The organism is Candidatus Effluviviaceae Genus V sp. (assembly GCA_014728125.1).
In the GTDB taxonomy this organism is placed as follows: domain Bacteria; phylum Joyebacterota; class Joyebacteria; order Joyebacterales; family Joyebacteraceae; genus WJMD01.
In genome coordinates this window covers 17,139-38,090 of sequence record WJMD01000100.1, presented here as the reverse complement: position 1 = coordinate 38,090, position 20,952 = coordinate 17,139, and the positions used below count along the sequence as shown (strand labels likewise).

Annotated in this window: 22 protein-coding genes; 2 read left to right on the top strand and 20 right to left on the bottom strand. The window is 65.9% G+C overall.

Annotated features, from left to right (window positions below):
• The 3 genes from GF405_06275 to GF405_06265 form a co-directional block, all read right to left on the bottom strand.
• The coding region (locus GF405_06275; GenBank protein MBD3367764.1) for an MBL fold metallo-hydrolase at positions 1-215 on the bottom strand (215 nt) is incomplete at its 3' end.
• A 16-nt stretch (positions 216-231) separates the two neighbouring features.
• Positions 232-1,101, bottom strand: a complete 870-nt coding sequence (locus tag GF405_06270) for a sulfurtransferase (GenBank protein ID MBD3367763.1) — start codon at positions 1,099-1,101, stop codon at positions 232-234.
• Positions 1,102-1,200: 99 nt separating this feature from the next.
• Complete coding sequence (locus GF405_06265) at positions 1,201-1,596, bottom strand: Neelaredoxin (GenBank protein ID MBD3367762.1); 396 nt, start codon at positions 1,594-1,596, stop codon at positions 1,201-1,203.
• Between the two features lie 404 nt (positions 1,597-2,000).
• Between GF405_06265 and GF405_06260 the strand changes: the two genes are divergently transcribed.
• Together GF405_06260 and GF405_06255 are read left to right on the top strand one after the other, a co-directional pair.
• Entirely contained in the window at positions 2,001-2,516 is a 516-nt protein-coding gene (locus GF405_06260; protein MBD3367761.1) for a MarR family transcriptional regulator, read from the top strand.
• A gap of 59 nt (positions 2,517-2,575) precedes the next feature.
• Entirely contained in the window at positions 2,576-3,862 is a 1,287-nt protein-coding gene (locus GF405_06255; protein MBD3367760.1) for a nicotinate phosphoribosyltransferase, read from the top strand.
• A gap of 9 nt (positions 3,863-3,871) precedes the next feature.
• Here the strand turns inward: GF405_06255 and GF405_06250 are convergent, their stop codons facing one another.
• The 17 genes from GF405_06250 to GF405_06170 all read right to left on the bottom strand — a co-directional run bounded on the left by GF405_06250 (position 3,872) and on the right by GF405_06170 (position 20,801).
• Complete coding sequence (locus GF405_06250) at positions 3,872-5,035, bottom strand: hypothetical protein (protein MBD3367759.1); 1,164 nt, start codon at positions 5,033-5,035, stop codon at positions 3,872-3,874.
• A 72-nt stretch (positions 5,036-5,107) separates the two neighbouring features.
• Positions 5,108-5,512, bottom strand: a complete 405-nt coding sequence (locus GF405_06245; protein MBD3367758.1) for a hypothetical protein — start codon at positions 5,510-5,512, stop codon at positions 5,108-5,110.
• A 7-nt stretch (positions 5,513-5,519) separates the two neighbouring features.
• A complete protein-coding gene (locus tag GF405_06240; GenBank protein ID MBD3367757.1) occupies positions 5,520-6,428 on the bottom strand; it encodes an aldo/keto reductase in 909 nt (302 codons plus the stop codon).
• A gap of 55 nt (positions 6,429-6,483) precedes the next feature.
• On the bottom strand, positions 6,484-7,008 hold the full coding sequence (locus GF405_06235) for a DJ-1/PfpI/YhbO family deglycase/protease (protein MBD3367756.1): 525 nt from the start codon (positions 7,006-7,008) through the stop codon (positions 6,484-6,486).
• Positions 7,009-7,028: 20 nt separating this feature from the next.
• Entirely contained in the window at positions 7,029-7,598 is a 570-nt protein-coding gene (locus tag GF405_06230; GenBank protein ID MBD3367755.1) for a cation-binding protein, read from the bottom strand.
• Positions 7,574-8,674 carry an AI-2E family transporter gene (locus GF405_06225; GenBank protein ID MBD3367754.1) on the bottom strand — a complete coding sequence of 367 codons (1,101 nt, stop codon included), beginning with the start codon at positions 8,672-8,674 and terminating at the stop codon, positions 7,574-7,576. Before GF405_06225 ends, GF405_06230 begins: the two co-directional genes overlap by 25 nt.
• Positions 8,675-8,772: 98 nt before the next feature.
• Complete coding sequence (locus GF405_06220) at positions 8,773-9,714, bottom strand: hypothetical protein (GenBank protein ID MBD3367753.1); 942 nt, start codon at positions 9,712-9,714, stop codon at positions 8,773-8,775.
• On the bottom strand, positions 9,698-11,161 hold the full coding sequence (locus tag GF405_06215) for a RimK family alpha-L-glutamate ligase (protein ID MBD3367752.1): 1,464 nt from the start codon (positions 11,159-11,161) through the stop codon (positions 9,698-9,700). Before GF405_06215 ends, GF405_06220 begins: the two co-directional genes overlap by 17 nt.
• Positions 11,133-11,624 (bottom strand): GNAT family N-acetyltransferase, encoded by a 492-nt coding sequence (locus GF405_06210; GenBank protein ID MBD3367751.1) that lies wholly within the window; start codon positions 11,622-11,624, stop codon positions 11,133-11,135. The genes GF405_06215 and GF405_06210 overlap by 29 nt, the downstream gene beginning before the upstream one ends.
• A 4-nt stretch (positions 11,625-11,628) precedes the next feature.
• Complete coding sequence (locus GF405_06205) at positions 11,629-12,306, bottom strand: NAD(P)-binding protein (protein ID MBD3367750.1); 678 nt, start codon at positions 12,304-12,306, stop codon at positions 11,629-11,631.
• A gap of 3 nt (positions 12,307-12,309) precedes the next feature.
• The gene (locus tag GF405_06200; GenBank protein MBD3367749.1) at positions 12,310-13,800 is read right to left on the bottom strand and encodes a TrkH family potassium uptake protein; all 1,491 of its coding nucleotides are present in this window, start codon (positions 13,798-13,800) and stop codon (positions 12,310-12,312) included.
• Positions 13,801-13,833: 33 nt separating this feature from the next.
• The gene (locus GF405_06195) at positions 13,834-15,372 is read right to left on the bottom strand and encodes an Rne/Rng family ribonuclease (protein MBD3367748.1); all 1,539 of its coding nucleotides are present in this window, start codon (positions 15,370-15,372) and stop codon (positions 13,834-13,836) included.
• Between the two features lie 77 nt (positions 15,373-15,449).
• Positions 15,450-18,032, bottom strand: a complete 2,583-nt coding sequence (locus tag GF405_06190; GenBank protein MBD3367747.1) for a TIGR03960 family B12-binding radical SAM protein — start codon at positions 18,030-18,032, stop codon at positions 15,450-15,452.
• Between the two features lie 36 nt (positions 18,033-18,068).
• Complete coding sequence (locus GF405_06185) at positions 18,069-18,605, bottom strand: 2-oxoacid:ferredoxin oxidoreductase subunit gamma (protein ID MBD3367746.1); 537 nt, start codon at positions 18,603-18,605, stop codon at positions 18,069-18,071.
• Positions 18,606-18,727: 122 nt separating this feature from the next.
• Entirely contained in the window at positions 18,728-19,471 is a 744-nt protein-coding gene (locus GF405_06180; protein ID MBD3367745.1) for a 2-oxoglutarate oxidoreductase, read from the bottom strand.
• 8 nt (positions 19,472-19,479) lie between these two features.
• Positions 19,480-20,568, bottom strand: a complete 1,089-nt coding sequence (vorB, locus tag GF405_06175) for a 3-methyl-2-oxobutanoate dehydrogenase subunit VorB (protein ID MBD3367744.1) — start codon at positions 20,566-20,568, stop codon at positions 19,480-19,482.
• A 29-nt stretch (positions 20,569-20,597) separates the two neighbouring features.
• Positions 20,598-20,801 carry a 4Fe-4S dicluster domain-containing protein gene (locus GF405_06170; GenBank protein ID MBD3367743.1) on the bottom strand — a complete coding sequence of 68 codons (204 nt, stop codon included), beginning with the start codon at positions 20,799-20,801 and terminating at the stop codon, positions 20,598-20,600.
• Positions 20,802-20,952 lie beyond the last annotated feature (151 nt).

The window sequence follows — 20,952 nt, the reverse complement described above, 5'->3', positions numbered from 1 at the left end:
GCCCCGGTCCGCGATGCCAGCTCGACCGACCCGACGGCGTAGTCCTCGTTCCGATGGGTCTCGAGGATGAGGGCGATCCGCATGCCGGCCTGCGCGGCGAGCTCGAGGTAGACCTCGCAGTCCCGCCGCGGGTCGATGACGACCGCATCGAAGCGGTCTCCGACGATGTAGGAATAGTGCGCCAGCCCTTCGGCTTCGACACGTTCGAAGACCACGCTGCCTCCCTGGCGTCTATCTCGGGCTCTTGCCGGTCACCGTCGGATTATCGGGATACGACGACCACTCGGTGAACGACCCCTCGTAGATCCTGACGTTCGGATACCCGAGATACCACTTGAACAGAATGAACTCGTTCGTCGCCTCGCGTCCTGTCCCGCACGAACAGATGACGGTCTTGTCCTCCGAGATGCCGTGCCGCTCGACGATCTCCCTGATCTCTTTGTCGGACTTCAGAAGCCTGGGATTGTCCGGATGCATGAAGGACTTCCATGGGACGTTGACGGCTCCGGGGATGTGTCCCGGCTTCATCCACGGCCCCTGACCCTCGTAGACGTCGCCCGGCCTCGCATCGAGCAGGATGACGTCGTCATCGTCCTTCATCTCGCGGAAGTCGTCGTACGCGATGAAGTACTCGTCGCGAACCGACACATCGAAAGAGCTCTCCTCGACCTTCGGGAACGCCTGAACGACCTCGCGGTCCTCCGACTTCCACTTGTCTATCCCGCCGTCGAGAACATGGACGCTGTTGTGGCCGAACCGGGCCATCGAGTAGGCGACCATCACCTGCTCGAGTCCGTCGCCCCAACCTTTGAACGGCCCCTTGCCCGTGTAGACGACGACGGGTCTGTCGGCCTCGAGACCGATACGGCGGAACACCGTCTGGATCGCTTCCTCCGGAGCGTAGACGGCCGGAAGTCCCTTCTTCGGAACACGAAGCAGTCCTTCGTTCATGTAGACGGCGCCCGCGATGTGCTCCTTGATGTAATCGTGGACGTTCGGCTGACAGTCAACGAGCGCCACTCCGTCGCCGACGTGCTCAGCCAGCCACTCGGTCGACACGAGCTTCACCACGCCGCTGCCGTGGGGGTATTCCCTGCTCATTCTCGCTACCTCCTCCAGTGGGTCGTCAACAGACGGCCGCCAGCCGCCGCGAGGTATCACCGTACGTGCTCGGATGCGCAACGGGGGAAGGAGGTTCCGCTACTCCACGCCGACGTCGCGTGTGCTCTGCCAGAGACCGTGAATGTTGCAGAACGACATCGCGATGAGCGTGCCCGGCTTGTCGGTCTTCATCAGCACGGTCACGCCGTGGTGCGTGTAGACCGTGCTGGAGTCGGGACCGTCGGTCGACGCACCGTGAGCGCTGAACTCGCAGTTCGCGATCTCGTACGGGAACTTCTCGTCCTTCGGCTGGAAGAAGAGCCGGATCCACCGGATGTGGTGCGCCGTCGTGTTCGGGTGGTCGACCTCCTTGCCCACCGTGACCGTCACCGGGGTGGGCGTGCCCTTCGTGAACGGCTCGTTGCAGTCGATGACAGGGACGTGCTTCTCGTTCTTCCAGTCGTCCGTCTGGAACAGCGTGCCGATGTTCTCCATGGCATCCTCCCAATCGTCTCCCCGCGGTGCCGCCCGGAACGTCATGCCCCGCTCATGGGCACCGCATTTCTTTCTACATCGAATGATTGGTAGACTACATGATAGCCCGACACCATGCAAGTGGAGATTCGGAATCGTGTATTCAGCGGTCCCACATGCGCCGCAGCATCACGTTGGGCAGCGGCGGCACACCGAGAGGCGTTGCCGCCACCGTCAGCACCGTGTCGGCTCCGACCACCCGTACCGCTTCGGGGAGAGCGATCTGATCGTGCATTGACAAAGTCCTTTGAGGAACGTATTATTCGACGTGTGAGCTTTTCTTATAGAAAAGGACATGGAACGCCGCGTTGTCAACACTCCGACGACGAGCGTCCACGCATCCTGACCGACATCCACGAGAGGACATGCCGATGGCGTCGAAGAGCAATGGTTGCGGTGAGCGGATGATCTGGGCCATACGGAGGATCATCAGGACGGTGGCCGTGCACTCCAGGCGCCTCGCCGTCGAGCACGGTATCACGGGACCGCAGCTTTCCACCCTGAACGCGCTGCAACGTGCCGGCACGTTGACGGGGACCCAGATCGCCGACACGCTGCTCCTGAGCCCAAGCACCATCGTCGGCGTGCTCGACCGCCTGGAGGAGAAGGACCTGATCGAGCGACGGAGGGACACGAAGGACCGCAGGCGCGTGCTGGTCACGATGACGCGGAAGGGGAGGGAGCTCGTGCGGAAGGTGCCCCACCCTCTCGAGAACTCCCTCATGACGTCGCTCCGGAAGATCCCGCGCTCCAAGAGAGAGGACATGGCCGACACGCTGGAGCGGATCGTCTCGCTCATAGGAGCCGAGGACGTGAGCTCCGGTCCGCTCGACGACGTCGACATCCAGAGTCACAGGAGAACGCGCGGGCGGTCGCGGTGACGTCGACCGGACGCCGCCCCGATGTCCCGTCGCTCTTCACCGATCTCTACGAACTGACGATGGCCAGGGCCTATCTCGAAGAGGGGCTCACGGGCTCGGCAGTCTTCCAGCTTTTCTACCGCGACCTCCCCGGGAACAGGAACTACATTGTCGCGTACGGTGTCGAGGACGCGCTCGATGCCGTCGAGCATCTCGCCTTCTCCGACGATGATCTCGACTACCTCGCCACACTCCCGGCGTTCCCGCAGTCGTTCCTCGACGTCCTGGCCGACCTCCGGTTCACCGGGAGCGTCCGCGCGGTGCGCGACGGCACGATCATCTTCCCGAACGAGCCGATCATCGAGATCGAAGCGCCGATCGTCGAGGCTCAGATCCTGGAGACGATCGTCCTCAACCGGAGCCACGTGGGCTCCGTCCTCGCCTCGAAGGCGGCCCGCGTCGTGTCGGCGGCCGCCGGCCGGAACGTCGTCGACTTCGGCTCCAGGCGGGCGCACGGGACGGACGCAGCCCTGATGGCCGCGCGCGCCGGGTACGTCGCCGGGGTCGCCGGTACTTCGAATGTGCTCGCGGGCAGACTCCACGGCATCCCCGTCGTCGGGACGATGGCCCACAGCTACGTTCAGGCCCACGACAAAGAAACCGAGGCCCTGCGCCGTTTCGCGGAGATCTACCCAGGGACGACACTGCTTGTGGACACGTACGACACGCTGCACGGCGTCAGGGAGGTCGTGAGACTGGCCAGGAGGATGGGCAGCGACTTCACGGTCGGGGCCGTCCGGATCGACTCCGGCGACCTGATCGCTCTCTCGAAGGAGACCCGCCGGATCCTCGATGAGGGCGGGCTCCGGGACGTTTCCATTCTTGTTTCGGGCGGGCTGGACGAGTACGCGATCAGGACCATCCTGGACGCGGGCGCGCCCGTTGACGGCTTCGGTGTCGGCACGAAGATGGTGGTCTCGAAGGACGCGCCCGACCTCGATCTCGCCTACAAGCTGGTCCTGTACCAGGACGCTCCACGCATCAAGACCTCACCCGGCAAGCCGATCTACCCCGGAAGAAAGCAGGTGCTGCGCCGAATCGAGAACGGACGGATGGTCGGCGACCGCATCGTCCCCGCCGGCAGCGACACGGACGGGGAATCACTGCTCTCGACCGTCATGCGGGACGGGCGACGCGTGGGAGATGCCTCTGCGGGCATCGAGGCCGCCCGGCTCCACTGCCGTGAGCAGCTCTCGCTCCTCCCGCCGGAGCTGCTCGCTCTGGAGACCGCGATGCTCCCCTACCCGGTTGAGCTGAGCGGGAGCATCAGAAGCGCCCGCCGTGCACTCACCGACGAGCTTCCCTGAGCACGCACATCAGAATCTCAGAACGGCCGCCAGGTGTCCGTCACCCGGAACGCGGTCCGGGGGCACCACGTAGACCTCTCCTCTCGTGGCGAACGTTCTGACGGCGGCGAAATCGATGAGTTCGAGGTTCTCGTCGGTCGAGCTGTCGTGCCGCGTGACCTCGACGGCCTCCGGGTCGAACGTACCCCACACGTGCTCGCCGCGGGCCGCGAAGAGCGTTCTCACACGCCCCTCGTGCGCGCAGGCCACGACGTCCTCGAGCCCGGTGACTGCGAGGTCACTTCGCTCCCCATGAAGCTGTGCGAACTGTTCGAAGGCCTCTCTGAGTCCCTTGAGGAAAACGGGTTCGACGATGCTCCAGGTCCGTTCGTGCAGCTCCTTCCCCGACATGTGGTCCGGGTTGCCTTCGGCCTCTCCGTCAACCAGATGCGAATAGGTGTTGACCCCTCTGTAGCAGGCCAGAAGGTCCTTGACTCCGGCGAGCACCAGTGGCGCGTGCTCATCGGCGAGGACGTCGTGGAGCCCCTTATCGACCTTCTTCAGAAAGCGGATCGTGTTCGACTCCTCGTCGTCCGTGCCGACACCGTGGCCGTGGAACATCGCTCTGCGGTCGGGGCCATTGCTCGACTGCGAGGTCCCCGTGTGGAACTGGAGCTGGCTCTCGGGGTCGTCGAATCTCAGGGCCTCCGCGAGGCTCGTCGGAACGGACTCGAGGTCGACCTCGCTGACGGAGAGTCTCGACGCTTGGAAGAGGCGGACGCTGTTGCGGCTCAGGGCCAGTACGAAGTACCGGCAGTCCGTGGCGAGAAAGCCGATCAGCGGCTTCAGGAGGTAGCGCGGCGAGACCGCGGCCACCGGCTCGAAGGACGCGGGCAGTCTGTAGGTCTTCATCACGTCCGCGTCGGCCAGCACCGCGAGCCCGTCGCTCCGCGCCTCCCAGAACGCGTCGCTCTCCACGAGCTTCATGAGCGGCGAGACGATCGGTGTGATCTCGTCCCGCCGGTGATCTGACGCCTCCAGCCGGTCCTGAACCTCGCCCACGAGGTTCTTCAGCCGGATGCGGTCCTGCTTGACGTCGGGAGCCGTCCGGTGTGTCGGCATGTAGATCGAGATCTTCGGCCCGTCGTGCGCCGATGCGAATCGTCCGAGATCGCCGGTGGTGATGAGGTCCATGCTGCTCCCTTCCGTTGTGATACCGTGTCGTCGAAGTCTGCCGTCGAACGTCCCGCGGATGCCGCCCCTGGCTCAGGGCTTGACGTAGGCGAAGCCGTCCTGCTGGAGCGCCGCGATGTCCACGATGCCCGCGGGAACGACCTCCCAGGCATCCGGCAGGTCGGATCGTTCGATCTCGTAGTACCGCAGCGCGTTGCCGCACACCCTGAACGTGACACCACGCCGTTTCAGTTTCTCGACAACGCCCCCGGCCTTCTCGTTCTTCCCGGGCGGGAGGAGCTTGACGACGCCGCCGTTCGCGACCAGCACGACCTGGGCCCTGTCCTCCCCGACCTCGTCGAGCAGGTTCCGGATGTTCGCGAGCGCCTCGATCAGCCTGGCCTCGTCCTCGAGGTTGACGTGGACGACCAGCTTCGTCCGCATGTGTCCTCCCTGTGGTCGCGTCATGGCCGCGACCGGCTGCATCGCCGATCGCACGGAACGGTCACGACAGCCCGTGAAGCTCCCGTCCGATGGCGGCGTCGAAGACCACGTCCGTCTTGTAGGGCTCGTAGGAACCGTCGGACGCCGCGTCTCTGGTGCGCGAGAGAAGCTCCGCGCGCGCCCCGCGCTCCATGGCCGTCCACGCCCGCGCCGTCTCCACGTTCTCCGTCAGGTGCGCCATCGCGTCCATGCCGGAGATGACGGTCGACACGGGAAGCGACCAGACGTACGACAGCGCCTCGGCGGCCGTGACCGTATCGCTCTCCAGGATGTGCCCGCCGGCCAGCGGTTTCATCCCGAGAACCGCGATGCCGCGCTCCTCGAGGATCGGCAGTATGGTCTGCTCGAAGCTCCTGAAGTGCGCGTCCATCACGTTGAGCGGCATCTGCACCGCGTCCCACGCGAACCCGGTGTCGAGCATGCGACGGTGGATCGCCGGGTCCTTGTGACCGGTGAACCCTATGTAGCGCACCTTGCCGGCCCGCTGCGCCGCCACGGCGGCCTCGATGCCGCCGCCGCGGGCGAAGATCATGTCCGGGTCGTCGTTGTAGATGACCTCGTGGAACTGCCACAGGTCGATGACGTCGGTCCGAAGCCGCCGGAGGCTGTCCTCGAGATGGCGCTCGGCCGTGGCCCGGTTCCGTCCGTGGTGCTTCGTCATGAGGAAGACGCGATCCCGGTACCCGTCCTCGAGCGCGCGCCCCATGAGCTCCTCGGCACGTCCCTCGTGGTACTCCCACGCGTTGTCCATGAAGGTCACGCCCGTGTCGATCGCGGAGCGGACGAACTCGATCGCATCCCGGTCCTCCCGGAAGTGAGCGATGTGCGCGCCGCCGAGACCCAGCATGGAGACGCGCTCGCCCGTCGAGCCGAGCTGCCGTTCAGGAACAAGCGGATCGTCTGGCGACATCTGCGTCGCCTCCCTTCGATTGCTCGTGGTGCGTGTGAGGTCGGCCCGCCGGGCACTACCGCTGCTTGGCGAGCGAGGAGATGATTGTCCTGAGGAATGCCGGAAGGTCTGCAGGGGTTCTGCTCGAGATGAGATTGCCGTCGCGCACGACCTCCTCGTCGAGCCACTCCGCGCCGGCGTTCCGCATGTCGTCCCTGATGGAGAAGAACGACGTCACCTTGCGCCCCTCGAGGATCCCCGCCGACACGGGCACCCACCCGCCGTGGCAGATCCAGGCCACGACGGCTCCCCGCTCGTGAAGCGACCTGACGAAGTCGAGAAGCGACGCGTGCCGCCGCATGCGGTCCGGCGAATACCCTCCGGGTATGACGACCGCGTCGAAGTCGTCGGGCGACACGTCGTCAATGGATGCGTCGGGTCTGACCGTCAGGCCGTGCTTCCCGCGGTACTCATCCTCACCAGTTCCCACGACCGTCACCCGGGCCCCCGCCTCCCGGAGCCTGATCGCCGGGTAGAAGAGCTCGAGGTCCTCGAAGAGGTCCTCGGCAAGGACCGCGACGCGCGTGCCGTCGAGTTCCACTGACGTCCCTCCATCTCTCTCTACTGGGCCGACCGCTCCGTCTTCCTGGCCGGCCGCGTTCTCTCGATGCCCTCGACGGTCGCCCGGTACCTCTCGTGGATCATCTCCCGGTCGAACTCACGGAAGGTCGCGAGCATCGTGTCCTTCTCCTCGTCGGAGAAGTACCCCATGGAGGCCGGGAAGAAGCGCTCGTCCTCCTTCGTGATATGCTGGGGATAGAGGGCGACGATCTCACGGAGCGTCCTGATGATCTCGTCGCCGGAACCGCCCGGCGAACTCTCCGCTCCCAGTCCTGCGCCCTCGAGCGCGCCGACGAGCGCGCGCGCTCTGACATGTTCCTCCTCGAGCTCCTTCATAAGGGCCATGTCGTCGTCCGAGAGGTCGCGCTCCCTGAGCTCCCGGAAGAGAATGTCCTCCTCCTTGCCGTGATGCGTGCGGTCGGCGTACGTCCGCATGAAGTCGACCATGTCGCGGATGAAGTCCGTGTCGATCGGCCCGCCGTTCTCGATGCGGTCGGCCTCGCGCCGCGCCAGATCGATCATCCGCTCGATGAGCCGGTGCTCGATCATGAGCGGTCCGATGGGTAGCATCTCTCCTCCTCGACCTTGTGTGACTCCCCGAGCACCGTCACGGGGTCACCGAGCGTGTCCTCGATGTAGAGCATCTGCACGGTGATGATCACGACGGCCGCCAGGGGCGTCGCGACGAGCACCCCGAGGCTGCCGTAGAGAACGCCCATGATGATCTGCGACGAGATGATGAACGCCGGGCCGAGCGATACGGCTCTCCGCTCGATGAGCGGCGTCACGACGGAGCCCTCGATGCTCTGGACGATGATGTAGACGAGAACGGCCCAGATCGCCTTGATCGGATCGTCGCCGAGCGCGATCAGGATGCCGGGTATCGCCGCCGCGAAGGGGCCGATGTACGGCACGAACTCGAGGACGGCGGCGATGAATCCGAGCGCCCACGGGAACGGGACACCCGCGATCGACAGCCCGAGTGTGACCAGTCCGCCGACAAAGACCATGGCGGCGATGCGGCCGATGAGCCACCGCCTGAGCATTCGTACGACGGCGCTCAGGACCTCCCAGGCCCTGTCGCGCTTCGAGAGCGGCACGAGCTTCATCAGCCCGCACGCGTAGGTTCTCGGCTCGACGGCCAGCCAGATCCCGACGAAGATGATGATGAAGAAGCTGACGACCCCGCCGATGATCGTCGTGAAGAAACCCGTGATGCCCCGGACGGCCTCCAGGTTGAACGAGAGCCCCTCGCCCGTGCCTCCGCCGGGGATCAGGCGGCGTCCCCACTCGTGCGTCGCCAGCCACTCCTCGACGGTCTGCGACACCTCGGGCAGCCGCTCGACGAGCTGTGACACCTGCTGCCCGATCTTGGGACCGATGAGCCACCCGGCCAGCACGGGGATCGCGATGACGCCGGCCGCCGCGAGCCCGAGAGCCAGTCCCCGCCGCATCCGTGTCCGCTCGACGAGCCCCGTCGCGGCGGCGTCGAGGAACACGCCGAAGAGCATCGCGACGAAGAGAACCAGGAGCATCCGCGCCAGCGGCTGCAGGAGATGGAGACCGATGAGCACGCCGACGCCGATGGCGGCTGGTATCAGGAAGCGCCTCAGCTGGAAGCGCGCCCGGGAGGTGTCACTCGTCACGTCGACCTCCTGTTAGGACAGCAATGCTTCGTACTGAACATATATCACCCGCGGCTCTGTTGCAAGGGGAGTTCTACCGGACCGCGCATCGTCCGGCGCTAGTCGGGCGCGGGGATGACGACGCTGACCGCCCCGGAGAGGAGCCTGGCATCGAGCGGCGTCTCCCCTATGACGTCACCGTCGGCCTGCACGGGCAGCTCATCCTCGCATTCGACGCGCACCGTGTCGCGCGCCACGAGGTGGATCACACCCGGCTCCGCCGTGTTCGACCCCCTGAGCACGTTGAAGACCAGCAGGGGGTAGTCACGGGCCGTCTCGGTCGCCACCACGAAGACATCCATCCTCCCGTCGTCGAGGCGCACGCTCTTCTCCCACGGCAGCATCATGTTGGCGAAGACGCCGCTGTTCGCGATCGCGACCTCGGTCGCGCTGAAGGTGTGCGGGACGCCGTCCACCGTGATACTGAAGCGGCTCGGCTCGACCGACCCGATCTCGCCGAGTCCGCTCCAGAGATAGGCGGCTGGTCCGAAGATCCGCTTGTGGACGGCCGCCGTGTCCCTGGCGACGTACGCGCTGATGCCGATGCCGAGGCTCATCAGATAGGTGTCGCCGTTCACGTCGAGCGCGTCGATGCACTTGTTGGAGTGTTCCTCGAAGAGCAGGTCGACCGCGGCCTCGGGATCGAGCGGTACGCTCAGGTCCCGCGCCACGATGTTCCCGGTACCGAGCGGTACGATCCCCAGAACGGCGTCCGTACCCCGCACGGCCGCCGCAGCGGCCGCCACCGTCCCGTCGCCGCCCGCGGCGACAATGACATTGGCACCGTCCGCTACGGCCCGCCGCGCGGCTTCGGCGATGTCCTCATTCGGCCCACAGTCGTGCAGTGTCACATCGAAGCCGGCGGCAGTCCACTGCAGCAGGCGCTTTCTCACTACGCCGGCGTTGCCGGCACCGGAATGGGCATTGACGACCACGAAGACGCTGCGCGGCTTCGCATCATCGTTCCGTCGCGAGGCTGTTGCGTCAGGCTCTGCGCGCATCGACTCTCCTGATGAGTTCGTTGATGATCGCCTCGTACAGACGCTCGCCCAGCACGGCGTCCTCGACGTCGGTCTCGATGTTCGGGTTCTCGTTGACCTCTATGACCATCGCGCGCCCGTCGACCTCCTTGATGTCGACTCCGTAGAGACCGTCGCCGATGAGCCGGGCCGCGTCAAGTCCCAGCTCGACGATGCGTTCCGGTGCGTCCTCCACCGCCAGCGTCTCCCACCCGCCCTCGGTGATCTGCCCCTCCTCGTGACGGATGATCTGCCAGTGATCGTCCGACATGAAGTACTTGCAGACGAAGAGCGGCCTCGCGTTCAGAACGCCGACGCGCCAGTCGAACGGGGTGTAGGTGTACTCCTGCGCCAGAATGAGATCGGAGTGTCTGAACAGCTCGGCGGCCTTCGCCTCAAGCTCGGCCCTGTCATCGACCCTGAAGACGCCGCGGGAGGACGATCCATCCGGGATCTTGAGAACGACCGGAAACGGGAGCTCACGCTCTATGCCGCCGACGCCGTCGCTTCGGAGCACGAGGGTCCGTGGCGTCGGGACCCTCCTCGTTCGGAGAAGCTCGGCGAGATAGACCTTGTTCGTGCATCTGAGGATCGAGTCCGGCGAGTCGATGACGGGCATCCCTTCGATCTCGGCCCGCTTCGCGAAGCGGTAGGTATGGTCGTTGATGGCGGTCGTCTCCCGGATGAAGAGGGCGTCATACTCCGTGAGCCGCGCGTAGTCGCGCTTCTCGATGAGCTCGACGTTCACACCCATCTTCCGCCCGACCCTGACGAAGATGTCGAGAGCGTCGCTGTACGACGGAGGAAGCTCCTCGTTCGGGTTCCTGAGGATCGCGATGTCGTACCGGTAGGTTCGCGGCGCGCGGTCGCCGCGCCATCGCCGACTCGAGTAGTGAGCGAAGGCCCGGCAGAAGAGCTGTCTGCTGTCGTCATCGAGACCGGAGAGCGAGAGAGGCCTGGCACCCGCGATCCGCCATCGCCCCTGCAGCTTGAAGCGCACCCTGAGCAACGGAATCCGAAAGACCTCGAAGAGCTGGCGCGCGAGTTCGGACATCTCGGGACGCGCGCACCGCCCGAAGAAGATGTCGAGTTCAAGCTCACTCTCCTCCCCGTTCGCGCTCCGGCCCAGGGACCGCTGAAGCAGGTCGTCCACGTCCCCGAGCTCGAGCATGTAGATCGAACGGCTCGCGATATCGTTGATCTTGCGAACCGTGGGGATGACCCGCTGCCGCCGGGCCTCGGCGAGGAGAGAGCAGTAGTAGCCCACGCTCAGATAGCGGTAGCTGGAACAGAGGTTGACGACCTTGAGATCCCGCCGGTCGGTCCCCTCCTCGCCGGCAAGGTACGTGCCGGCTTCCACGACGCGGACATCGGGGTAGTCCTCCGTCCAGTCCGCGATTCTATCGACGACCACCAGCCTGTTCGGCATGGCCGGACTCCTCATTGCGACCCGAACCGAGCCGCTTGCTGTAGCGCACAGCCGTTGCCCCGTCCTCGTAGTAGTCCTCGATCGTCCGGAAGGGCTCGTAGCCGCACGATGCGAAAAGCGCTCGGCTCGCCTCGTTGTCCTCCCGGATCTCCAGCCGTATCTCGCCGATGCCGAGGTCTCCGACGCGGCGCTCCGCCGCCTCGACGAGACGACGGCCTATGCCCCGGCCTCTGCGGGCGGCATCGACCGCCAGCGAGTAGAGGCGCGCCCGGTTCGAGGAGGCTCGGACAAGCAGCAGGATGTACCCTGTGACGTCTCCGCCCGCCTCGTCGACCAGGAAGACGGCCGTCGCCGACCCGAGCAGACGCCGCAGGCTCGACCGCGACATCCTGTCCGTCTCGAACGACGTGTCCTCGAGGCGGAGCAGGGCGTCGAGGTCGTCGGTCGTCGCGTCCCTGATCACGGTGTCACTTCCTCCTGTGCAGGAACTTCGTCGCCCTTCTCAGATTCGCTCGGTTCGCGACCAGAAAGACGCGGTCGCCCGAACGCACCACCGCGGAGCCGCGTGGAATCAGGAAGTCCTCCCCCTCGCTCCTGTATATGCCCGTGATGACACACTCCTCGGGGAAGGTCTCGTCGGCGGCGATCTCGCTGACCGTCATGCCGTCGACCGCCGCGTTCTCCGGCACGCTGTCCACAACGATCGCCGCCTTTCCCGCGCCGAACGCGGCGACCTGCCTGAGGTGAGGCTCGTCGATCTCCAGGAGCAGCTGATTGACGAAGACGTCCACGATGTGACTCGTCGCCGAGACACCGGCCTCCTTATAGGCGCTCTCGTAGCGCGGGTTCCGCATGCGCGCGATGACCCGCGGCGCGCCGAGGCTCTTCGAGAGGATCGAGAACGCGAGATTGTCCGCGTCGCTTCGCATCGTCGCGACCGCGATGTCGGCGCGGTCGGTTCCCGCGTGTTCGAGGGTGTCCACGCTCGTCGCCGTACCGCATACGACCTGGACTCCAAGGTCCGCCGCCAGCCTCTCGCACACCGACCGGTCCTGGTCGATGACCACGACGTCGTGACGCGCCTCGGCCAGTCGTGCGGCCAGCGTGCTTCCGATCAGCCCGGCTCCGGCGATGACGACGTACATGCGTTACCTCCAGGTTCTCGGGTTCAGAATGAGCAGGAGCGGCAGGATCTCCAGTCGCCCCGCCAGCATGCCGAAGATGTAGGTCACCTTGACGACGGAGGGAAGCTCGGTCATCTCGCCAGCCGAAATGTAGCACGGACCGATGTTCCCGAGCGCCGAGAACATCCCACTCGCCGACGCGAGGGCGCCGTGCCCGGTCAGGACGGCCGTGATGAGCCCCCCGAGGCCCAGAAGCCCTATCCACGCGAAGAAGAGCGCCCCGACACGCCGGAGCTCCTCCTCGCGTACGATCTCGCCGTCGAGCACGATCGGCTGGATCGTGTCGGGACCGTAGATGAACCGCCGGAGCTGCCTCCCCACCATCTTCCAGAGAATGCCGAGTCTGAGGACCTTGACGCCGCCTCCGGTCGAGCCGACGCACCCTCCGATGAGCATGAGGGCCAGAAACACCTGCTTCGCGGCCTCGGGGAAGTACCCCGTCCCGATGTCGCGTGTCGCGAACCCGGTCGTCGTGAAGATCGACGACGCCTGGAAGAGCGACGTCCTGAAGAGCCCACCCGCGCTCTCCGACCCGAAACCGAACGTCAGCCCGTGGTCGAGCACGATGAGGCCGGTCGACGCCGCCAGGATGCCCCAGAAGAGACGCATCTCGTACGTGTCCCAGAGAGCGCTCAGCTTCCCGGTCAGCAGCCGCGAGTGCACGACGAAGTTGATGCCCCCGAGAAGCATGCCGACGATGACCGTGTACTCGATGAGCGTCGCGTTCGGGTACCCCGCCTGCGCATAGAATCCGATGCTCGCGTCGTGCGGCGAGTAGCCCCCGGTCGAGAGCGCCGTCATGGAGTGTGCCACGGCGTCGAACGGTCCCATGCCCTCGAGTACGAGAGCAAGGGCGATGAGCGCCGTGTATCCAGCGTAGATGATCCAGAGGATCCGGAGCGTATGGAAGAGACCGGGCGCCGGGCGCTTCGACGAGATCTTGTGGCTCTCCGCCGTGAACAGGGCGTGCGCTGACCCGCCCATGAAGACGATGGCCAGGAAGAACGCGAGGATGCCTAAGCCCCCCAGCCACTGGATGAAGGCTCGCCAGAAGAGGATGCTCCGCGGCATGGCGTCGAGCCCCTGGAGCATCGTGATGCCGGTCGTCGTGAGGCCGCTCACGGTCTCGAAGTAGGCGTCGAGGAACGAGGTCCTCAGAACGAACCAGATGGGGATCGCGCCGATGGCCGACACGACGATCCACGCGAGCGCCGTCAGGATCATCGCGCGGCGCGCGTCGATCGGGTCCGGGCGGACCTTCCGGCCGAGCAGCAACCCCAGGGCCACAGACCCCACGACCGGGAGCCCGAACCCCAGGAGGCGCAGCGGCTCCTCCCCCGCCCGCCACTCGAAGAGCTGAAAGGCGAGAGGAGCTATCATGGAAAGACCGAACACCCAGGTGATGACACCCAGGTGCTCGAGGACCGGTCGGAAGTACTGGAGTCGATTCCGCATACGGCCCCTCGGAGTCGGTGGCCGCGTGGAGGCCTACTCGTTGACCTGCGAGTCGAGTTCCTTGCCGTCCTTCGTCGAGACGATGCGGAACTCTTCTCTGTCGAGCTTCTCGTCGTCGCGGACCTCGATGGAGCGGCGCGTGTCCCGCTCGAGGCTCTTCAGCCTCCGCTGGTTCTCCGACATGATGTGCATCGCCATCTCGGGCGCGACGAAGAGACGCAGTCGTCTGATCCTGTGGGTCGATGCGACCCTTCGCACCGCCCGCTCCATGAGGAGCAGGATCGAGTCGCGCGACAACACCTTACCCGTGCCCTCGCACTCGGGACAGGCGTCCGTGTACTGGTGCAGGAGGCTCGGGCGCACCCTCTGGCGCGTCATCCTGACGAGCCCGAGTTCCCCGATCGGGAACACCTTGCTCCGAGCGCGGTCCCTGGCCAAGACCTTCTTGAGCTCCTGGACGACCTTCTCGCGGTTCTCCTCGGTGGCCATGTCGATGAAGTCGACGACGATGATGCCGCCGATGTCCCTGAGCCTCAACTGGCGCCCGATCTCGCGCGCCGCGCCGAGGTTCGTCTTGAGAATCGTCTCCTCCTGGTTCTTCTTGCCGGTGTAGCGCCCGGTGTTGACGTCGATCGAGGTCAGGGCTTCGGTGTGGTCGATGACGATGTAGCCGCCCTTCTTGAAGTACACCCGGCGCCGGAGCGTCTTGTCGATCTCGCCCTCGATCTCGTAGGCGTCGAAGATCGGCGTCTTGTCGCGATAGTACTCGACGCGGTTCCTGAGCTTGGGGTCCACGCTTCTGAGATACGACTGGACCTCGCGGTAGCCCCGCCTCGTGTCGACGACCAGCCGGTCGACGTCCTTCGTGAACACATCGCGCACGAGCCCGGCCGTCAGCCCCATCTCGGTGTGGGCCAGATACGGTGCCTTGTGCTTCTCCGCGCGCTTGTTGATGCGTTTCCACTGCCGGATGAGATACTTGAGGTCGCGCTTGATCTGCCGCTTGCTGGCGTTCGCCGCCGCGGTTCTGACGATCAGTCCGCCCCAGGCGGGACGGATCTCGCGGGAGATCTGCTTGAGACGCTCCCGCTCCTCGACCTCCTCGATCTTGCGCGACACGCCGATGGCGCCGGAGAACGGCACGAGCACGAGGTAGCGCCCCGGCATCGAGATCTGCGTCGTGACCCTCGGGCCCTTCGTGCTGATCGGCTCTTTCGTCACCTGGACCATGATCTCCTGCCCCTTCTGCAGGAGGTCCTGGATCGGCGCGTCGGGCGCGACCATCCGCTGTCCGTCCTCAACCTCGTACGACTCGTCGGAGACGAAGTCGGCGAACTCGGCCGTAATGTCGCGCATGTCGGAGACGTGCAGGAAGGCACTCTTCTCGTGACCGATATCGACGAACGCCGCCTGCATCCCTGGCAGAACGGCGCCGACCTTCCCCTTGTAGATGTTGCCGACGATGCGGTCGCCCTCGCCCCGGTCGACCATCAGCTCGACGAGTTGATGGTCCTCGAGAACGGCGACGCGCGTCTCGCCGGGCGCGTCGTTTATGATGATTTCCTTGTACACACTGCTCCTTGGCGATGTTCTATATGAACCGGCCTCACGTCCGGCCGGGCTCCGTCACGGGGTCCAGTATAGCCGCGTTACGCAACAGGCTCAAGCCCCGGCCCTACTGACCGGTCCTTCAGTAACTCGGTCCTGTGAACGGTGGCCAGAAGCGCCGCGTCGGGCTCCTCCCGCTCGATCAGCTGCAGGACGTCGGACGGCCGGAGTGCGCCTTTCTGCCCTATGCCGAGGCGCATTCTCAGCACGGGCGGGTCCTCCTCGACGAGCTCGAGCGAGAGAATACCGTCCTTCGGCCGCACGGTCTTCGGGCCGCTGCCCCGCAGGACCTCCGCCTCCTCCGTGCTCTGGACCCTCTCGATGGCGGCGCGGACACCGTCGGCGCCCAGCTTCTCGAGGACCGGCGCGTTGCGGATCGAGTAGTCGGCGGCCTGCGCCTCGGCCGCGACGGCGGTCTTGCTGCGAAGCGGTCGGGCCTCGAGCACGACCAGACCCTTCGGGAGCCCGCGCCCGATGCTCCGGAGCACATCGTCGGCCTCGACCGACCTCGTGAAGTCGACGTCGAAGAACTCGGCCTCTCCCGTGGCGCCGACCGGCAGCGACGGTCCGAACGAGAGCCTCGGGTGCGGGTTGAAGCCTTGCGTGTAGGCGACCGGGAGTCCCGAGGTGGAGAGCGCGCGCGTCACGGCGCGGAGAATGTCGAGATGCGAGAGGAACCGTGCCTCGTCCGCCTTCGCGTACCGGACGCGGAACCTGTCGCCGCTTCCGTCCCGGGCGCGTCGCGTCCGCCGACCAAACCGCTGTGTGTCGTTCCCCGCCGCCGACGGCTCGACACGATCCGGCATCGGCCGCGCGGGCCCCTCATCGACCGGACACGCGCCGCAGTCGGTGCACACATCGTCGCGGCAGTCGGGCGTCGTCTCGCCTGCGTAGGCTCTCCGGCGCTCCGCCAGGAGGAACGCCTTCGAGACCCCGCCCGAGATGTGGTCCCAGGGAAGCGGCTCTTCAGGGTCGCGCGCCTTCAGGGTCTCGTGCCGGTCGACATCCGCCTCCTCGAAGGCGCGTGCCCAGACGGTGGCATCGAAGGTCTCGGTCCACGCGTCGAAGCGAGCGCCCAGTCTCCAGGCGGACTCGATGACATCGGCGTGGCGCCGGTTCCCCCTGGCCATCACGCCCTCCAGCGCCGAGACCTCCGGGTCGCGCGTCGAGACCTTGACGCCCTTCACGCGCAGCCCGGAACGGAGCAGACGCTCCTTCGCGGACGTCTCCTCCGGCGTGTCCTGCCGCTCCCACTGGAACGGCGTGTGCGGTCTCGGAACGAAGGGCGAGATCGAGACGTTGATGGAGGCGCTCCTCCGGACGGAGCGGGCGTGCTCCCTGATGCGCCTGACGAGTTCGGCGATGCCGCGCACGTCGTCCTCGGTCTCGGTCGGAAGCCCTATCATGAAGTAGAGCTTCACGCGGCTCCACCCGGCCTCGAACGCCGCCTCGATGGTCTCGATGATGTTCGTCTCGGTCTCGTTCTTGTTGATGACGTCGCGCAGGCGCTGCGTTCCCGCCTCGGGAGCGAACGTGAGGCCCGCCTTCCTCACGCGACCGAGACGGTCGGCCAGCTCGATGCCGAACCGGTCGGCCCGGAGCGACGGCAGCGAGATGCTGACCTTCCGGTCGAAGAGCTCCTCGTTGAGCTTCATGAGGAGTTCGTCGAGCCCCGTGTAGTCCGAGGAGCTCAGGGAGACGAGCGAGACCTCGTCGTAGCCCGTCGCGTCGATGCCGCTCCGGATGACGGCGGCGATCTCGTCGACCGGGCGCTCCCGGACGGGCCGGGTCACCATGCCCGCCTGACAGAAGCGGCACCCGCGGGTGCAGCCCCGCATGATCTCGATGGACAGGCGGTCGTGCGTCGCCTCGGTGATCGGCACAATGGGAGCGAGCGGCTGACTGCCGATACCCAGCGCGGGTTCGACCCGCCTGCAGACGACCTCGGGCGCCGCGTCGTCGAGTGGACGCACGCCCCCGGCGCCGTCCGACGCGTAGAGGGCGGGCACGTAGATGCCCGGGATACGGGCGGCGCGGCGCAGGGTCTCGTCCCTCGACCACGCCCGGGCACGCGCCTCGATGAGATGATCGGCGACATCGAGCACGGCGCTCTCGCCGTCGCCGATGACCAGACAATCGAAGAACGGTGCGACCGGCTCCGGGTTGAAGGCGTTGGGGCCGCCCCCGAGGACGATCGGGTCTTCTTCCCCGCGGTCCGATGCGCGGAGCGGCACGCCCGCGAGATCGAGCATCGTCAGGATGTTCGAGTAATGAAGCTCGTACTGGAGCGTGAAGCCGAGAAGGTCGAACGAGGACGCCGGGGTGTGCGACTCCAGCGAGAAGAGCGGGATGCCCTTCTCGCGCATGAGGGCTTCCATGTCGGTCCACGGCGCGAAGGTCCGCTCGGCGGCGATCTCGGATCGCCGGTTGAGGATGTCGTAGAGAACACGGAGCCCCAGGTGCGACATCCCGATCTCGTAGACGTCCGGGAATGCCAGCAGGAAGGTAAGACGAACGTCCCGAAGGTCCTTCCCCGGGACGTTCCTCTCTCCACCGATGTACCGGCTGGGTCTCGAGATGAGCGGCAGGACCTCGCGCTCGAGCCGCTCTCTGAGCTTGCTCATCGCACCGTCCTGCTGTGGTGTTCCCCGTCCGCGACGCTACTCAGCGAGGGCCGCTCCCCGCCGCATGGCCTCGCGGTTCATCTCCATGATCTTGTCGCCCTTGCCGGCCAGCATGACGTCGAGCGCGCCCATCAGGGAGTCGATCGACACGACGCCGAGCTTCTTCGCTACGGCCCCGAGCATCACCATATTGGCCGATCGGGCGGTGCCGACCTCCTCGGCGATGTTGTTGGCCGGGACCTTCATCACCTGAACATCGTCGCGCTCGACCTCCCTGTCGATGAGCGACGTGTTGTAGAACACCCAGCCGTCGGGCGCCACCGTCGGCTCGAATCGCACGAGCGACGGTCCGTTCATGATGAGCGCGACGTCCGGCGTCTCGACCATCGGCGACGCGATCTCATCATCCGAAACGATCACCGAGCAGTTCGCCGTGCCTCCCCGCATGGCGGCTCCGTACTGCGGGAAGAACGTCGTGTGCTTGTCCTCCATCATCCCGGCCTGCCCGAGGAGCTTGCCCATGAGGACGATCCCCTGGCCGCCGAACCCCGCGCATCTGATCCGATGTATCATCCAAAGTCCCCCGGCTTCGTGAGGCGTCGCCCCGTCGCTGCATCCCAGGGGGCGTCCGCATCCCGTCTGCCGCCGCAGGGCTCTCTCGGGTCCGCACGGCGGCAGTTCAGTTTGTCACGCTGCTACTCGGCCTCGCAGTCCCTGAAGACCCCGAGTTCATAGTGCTCGAGGAGGTTCTCACGAAGCCACTGGAGCGCCTTCTGAGGCGCCATACCCCAGTTCGTGGGGCACGGGGAGACGACCTCGACAAGGCTCCAGCCCTTGCCGTCGATGGCCGTCTGGAACGCCTTCTTCATGTGCTTCTTCGTCTGAATGACGTTCTTGGGCGAGTCGACCGCGCCGCGCGCCAGATAGGCCACGCCCGGGAGGTCGCGCACGAGCTCACAGACCCGGATCGGATGTCCCATGATGTCGGGGTCTCGCCCGAGCTGGCACGTCTGGGAGCGCTGACCGCAGAGCGTGGTCGGCGCCATCTGTCCGCCGGTCATGCCGTAGATGGCGTTATTGACGAAGATCGTCACGAAGTGCTCGCCGCGGTTCGCGGCGTGGATCGTCTCGGCGGTCCCGATGGCGGCCAGGTCACCGTCCCCCTGATAGCAGATGACGAAGCTGTCGGGGTTTCCCCGCTTCATCCCGGTGGCCACCGCGGGCGCCCGTCCGTGAGCGGCCGAGATGACGTCGAAGTTCCAGTAGCGATCGGCGAAGACGGAGCAGCCGACGGGCGCGATGCCGATGGCCCGCTCCCTGAGCCCGAACTCGTCGACGAGCTCCGCGACCATCCGGTGCGCGGTGCCGTGCCCGCATCCCGGACAGTAGAGCGTCTGCTCAGGCTTCATCGCCTCCGGCTTGGTGAAGACCTTCTCCATGACTCCTCCTAGAAGTTCCGGATGATCTCGTCGCCCTTCGAGGCCATGACCTTCTTGAGATGCTCGACGACCTCGGTGACGACGGGAACGCCGCCGGCCGTCCGGCCGTGCAGGTGAACGCGCGCGTTCCCCTCGACGGCGAGCCTCACATCCTCCCACATCTGCCCCAGGCTCATCTCGACGACCAGGAGATTCTCGACCCGGTCGGCCAGATCGCGGACCTGCTGGTACGGGTACGGCCAGATCGTGATCGGACGGAAGAGCCCGACCTTGATGCCCTCTTCCCGGGCCACGGCGAGCGCCGTCTTCGCGACACGTGCCGCCGTGCCGTACGCGACCATGACGATCTCCGCGTCGTCGAGCATGGTCTCCTCGTACCGCACCTCGTCTCTCTCGATCGCATCGTACTTCTTCTGGAGCTCGAGGTTGTGTTCCTCGAGCTTGCCCTCGCCCAGATGGACCGACGTGATCCAGATCGGCTCGGGCGTGCTCGGGTCGCCGAGGCGCCACGGCTGCTTCGTCGGCAGGTCGCCCGGGTCCTTGTACTCGTTGAGGACCAGCGGCTCCATCATCTGACCGAGGATGCCGTCGGCCGCGATCATCGACGGGTTTCTGTATCGATCGGCGACGTCGAAACCGAGCATCGTGTAGTCGTAGAGCTCCTGCACGTTGGAGGGCGCATAGCAGATGACACGGTAGTCGCCGTGGCCGCCGCCCCGCGTGCACTGGAAGTAGTCCGACTGCGCCGGCGCGATGTTCCCGAGGCCGGGCCCGCCCCGCATCACGTTGACGAAGAACATGGGCAGCTCGGCGCCGGCCATGTACGAGATGCCCTCCTGCTTCAGGCTGATGCCGGGACCCGACGAGGACGTCATCGTCCTCTGGCCCACGGCCGCGGCGCCGAAGCACATGTTGACCGCGGCGATCTCGCTCTCGCTCTGGATGAAGACCCTGCCCTCTTCGATCATCCGCTTCGACATGTACGCGGTAAGCTCGTTCTGCGGCGTGATGGGGTACCCGAAGTAGCACTGGCAACCGGCCTGTACGGCGGCCTCGCCAATGGCATCGTTCCCCCTCATGAAGACCTTCTCGCCCATAGTCGCTCCTTACTCGAAGCTCGTGACGGTTACTTGTAGACCGTGATCGCCAGATCCGGGCAGACCAGCGCGCAGAACGTGCATCCTGTGCACTTGTCCGGGTTCACGCACTCGACGGGATGGTAGCCCATCTTGTTGAACGTCTCGGCGAGTTCGAGGATGTCCTGGGGACACGCCTCGACGCAATACCCGCAGCCCTTGCAGCGATCGACGTCGATCTCGATCTTCGGCACGCAGGCCTCCTTGCGTTGAACTGTCGTGCGAAATCGGCTCTGAAAGGCTCAAACCTTGAACAATCTATCACGGGAACGGGGACGTTCCAAGGGCTTTTCGGGTTGTATGTGGGAGCTTTCGTGTGTGGAGCGAGGCTTGTCGGGGCGTCCG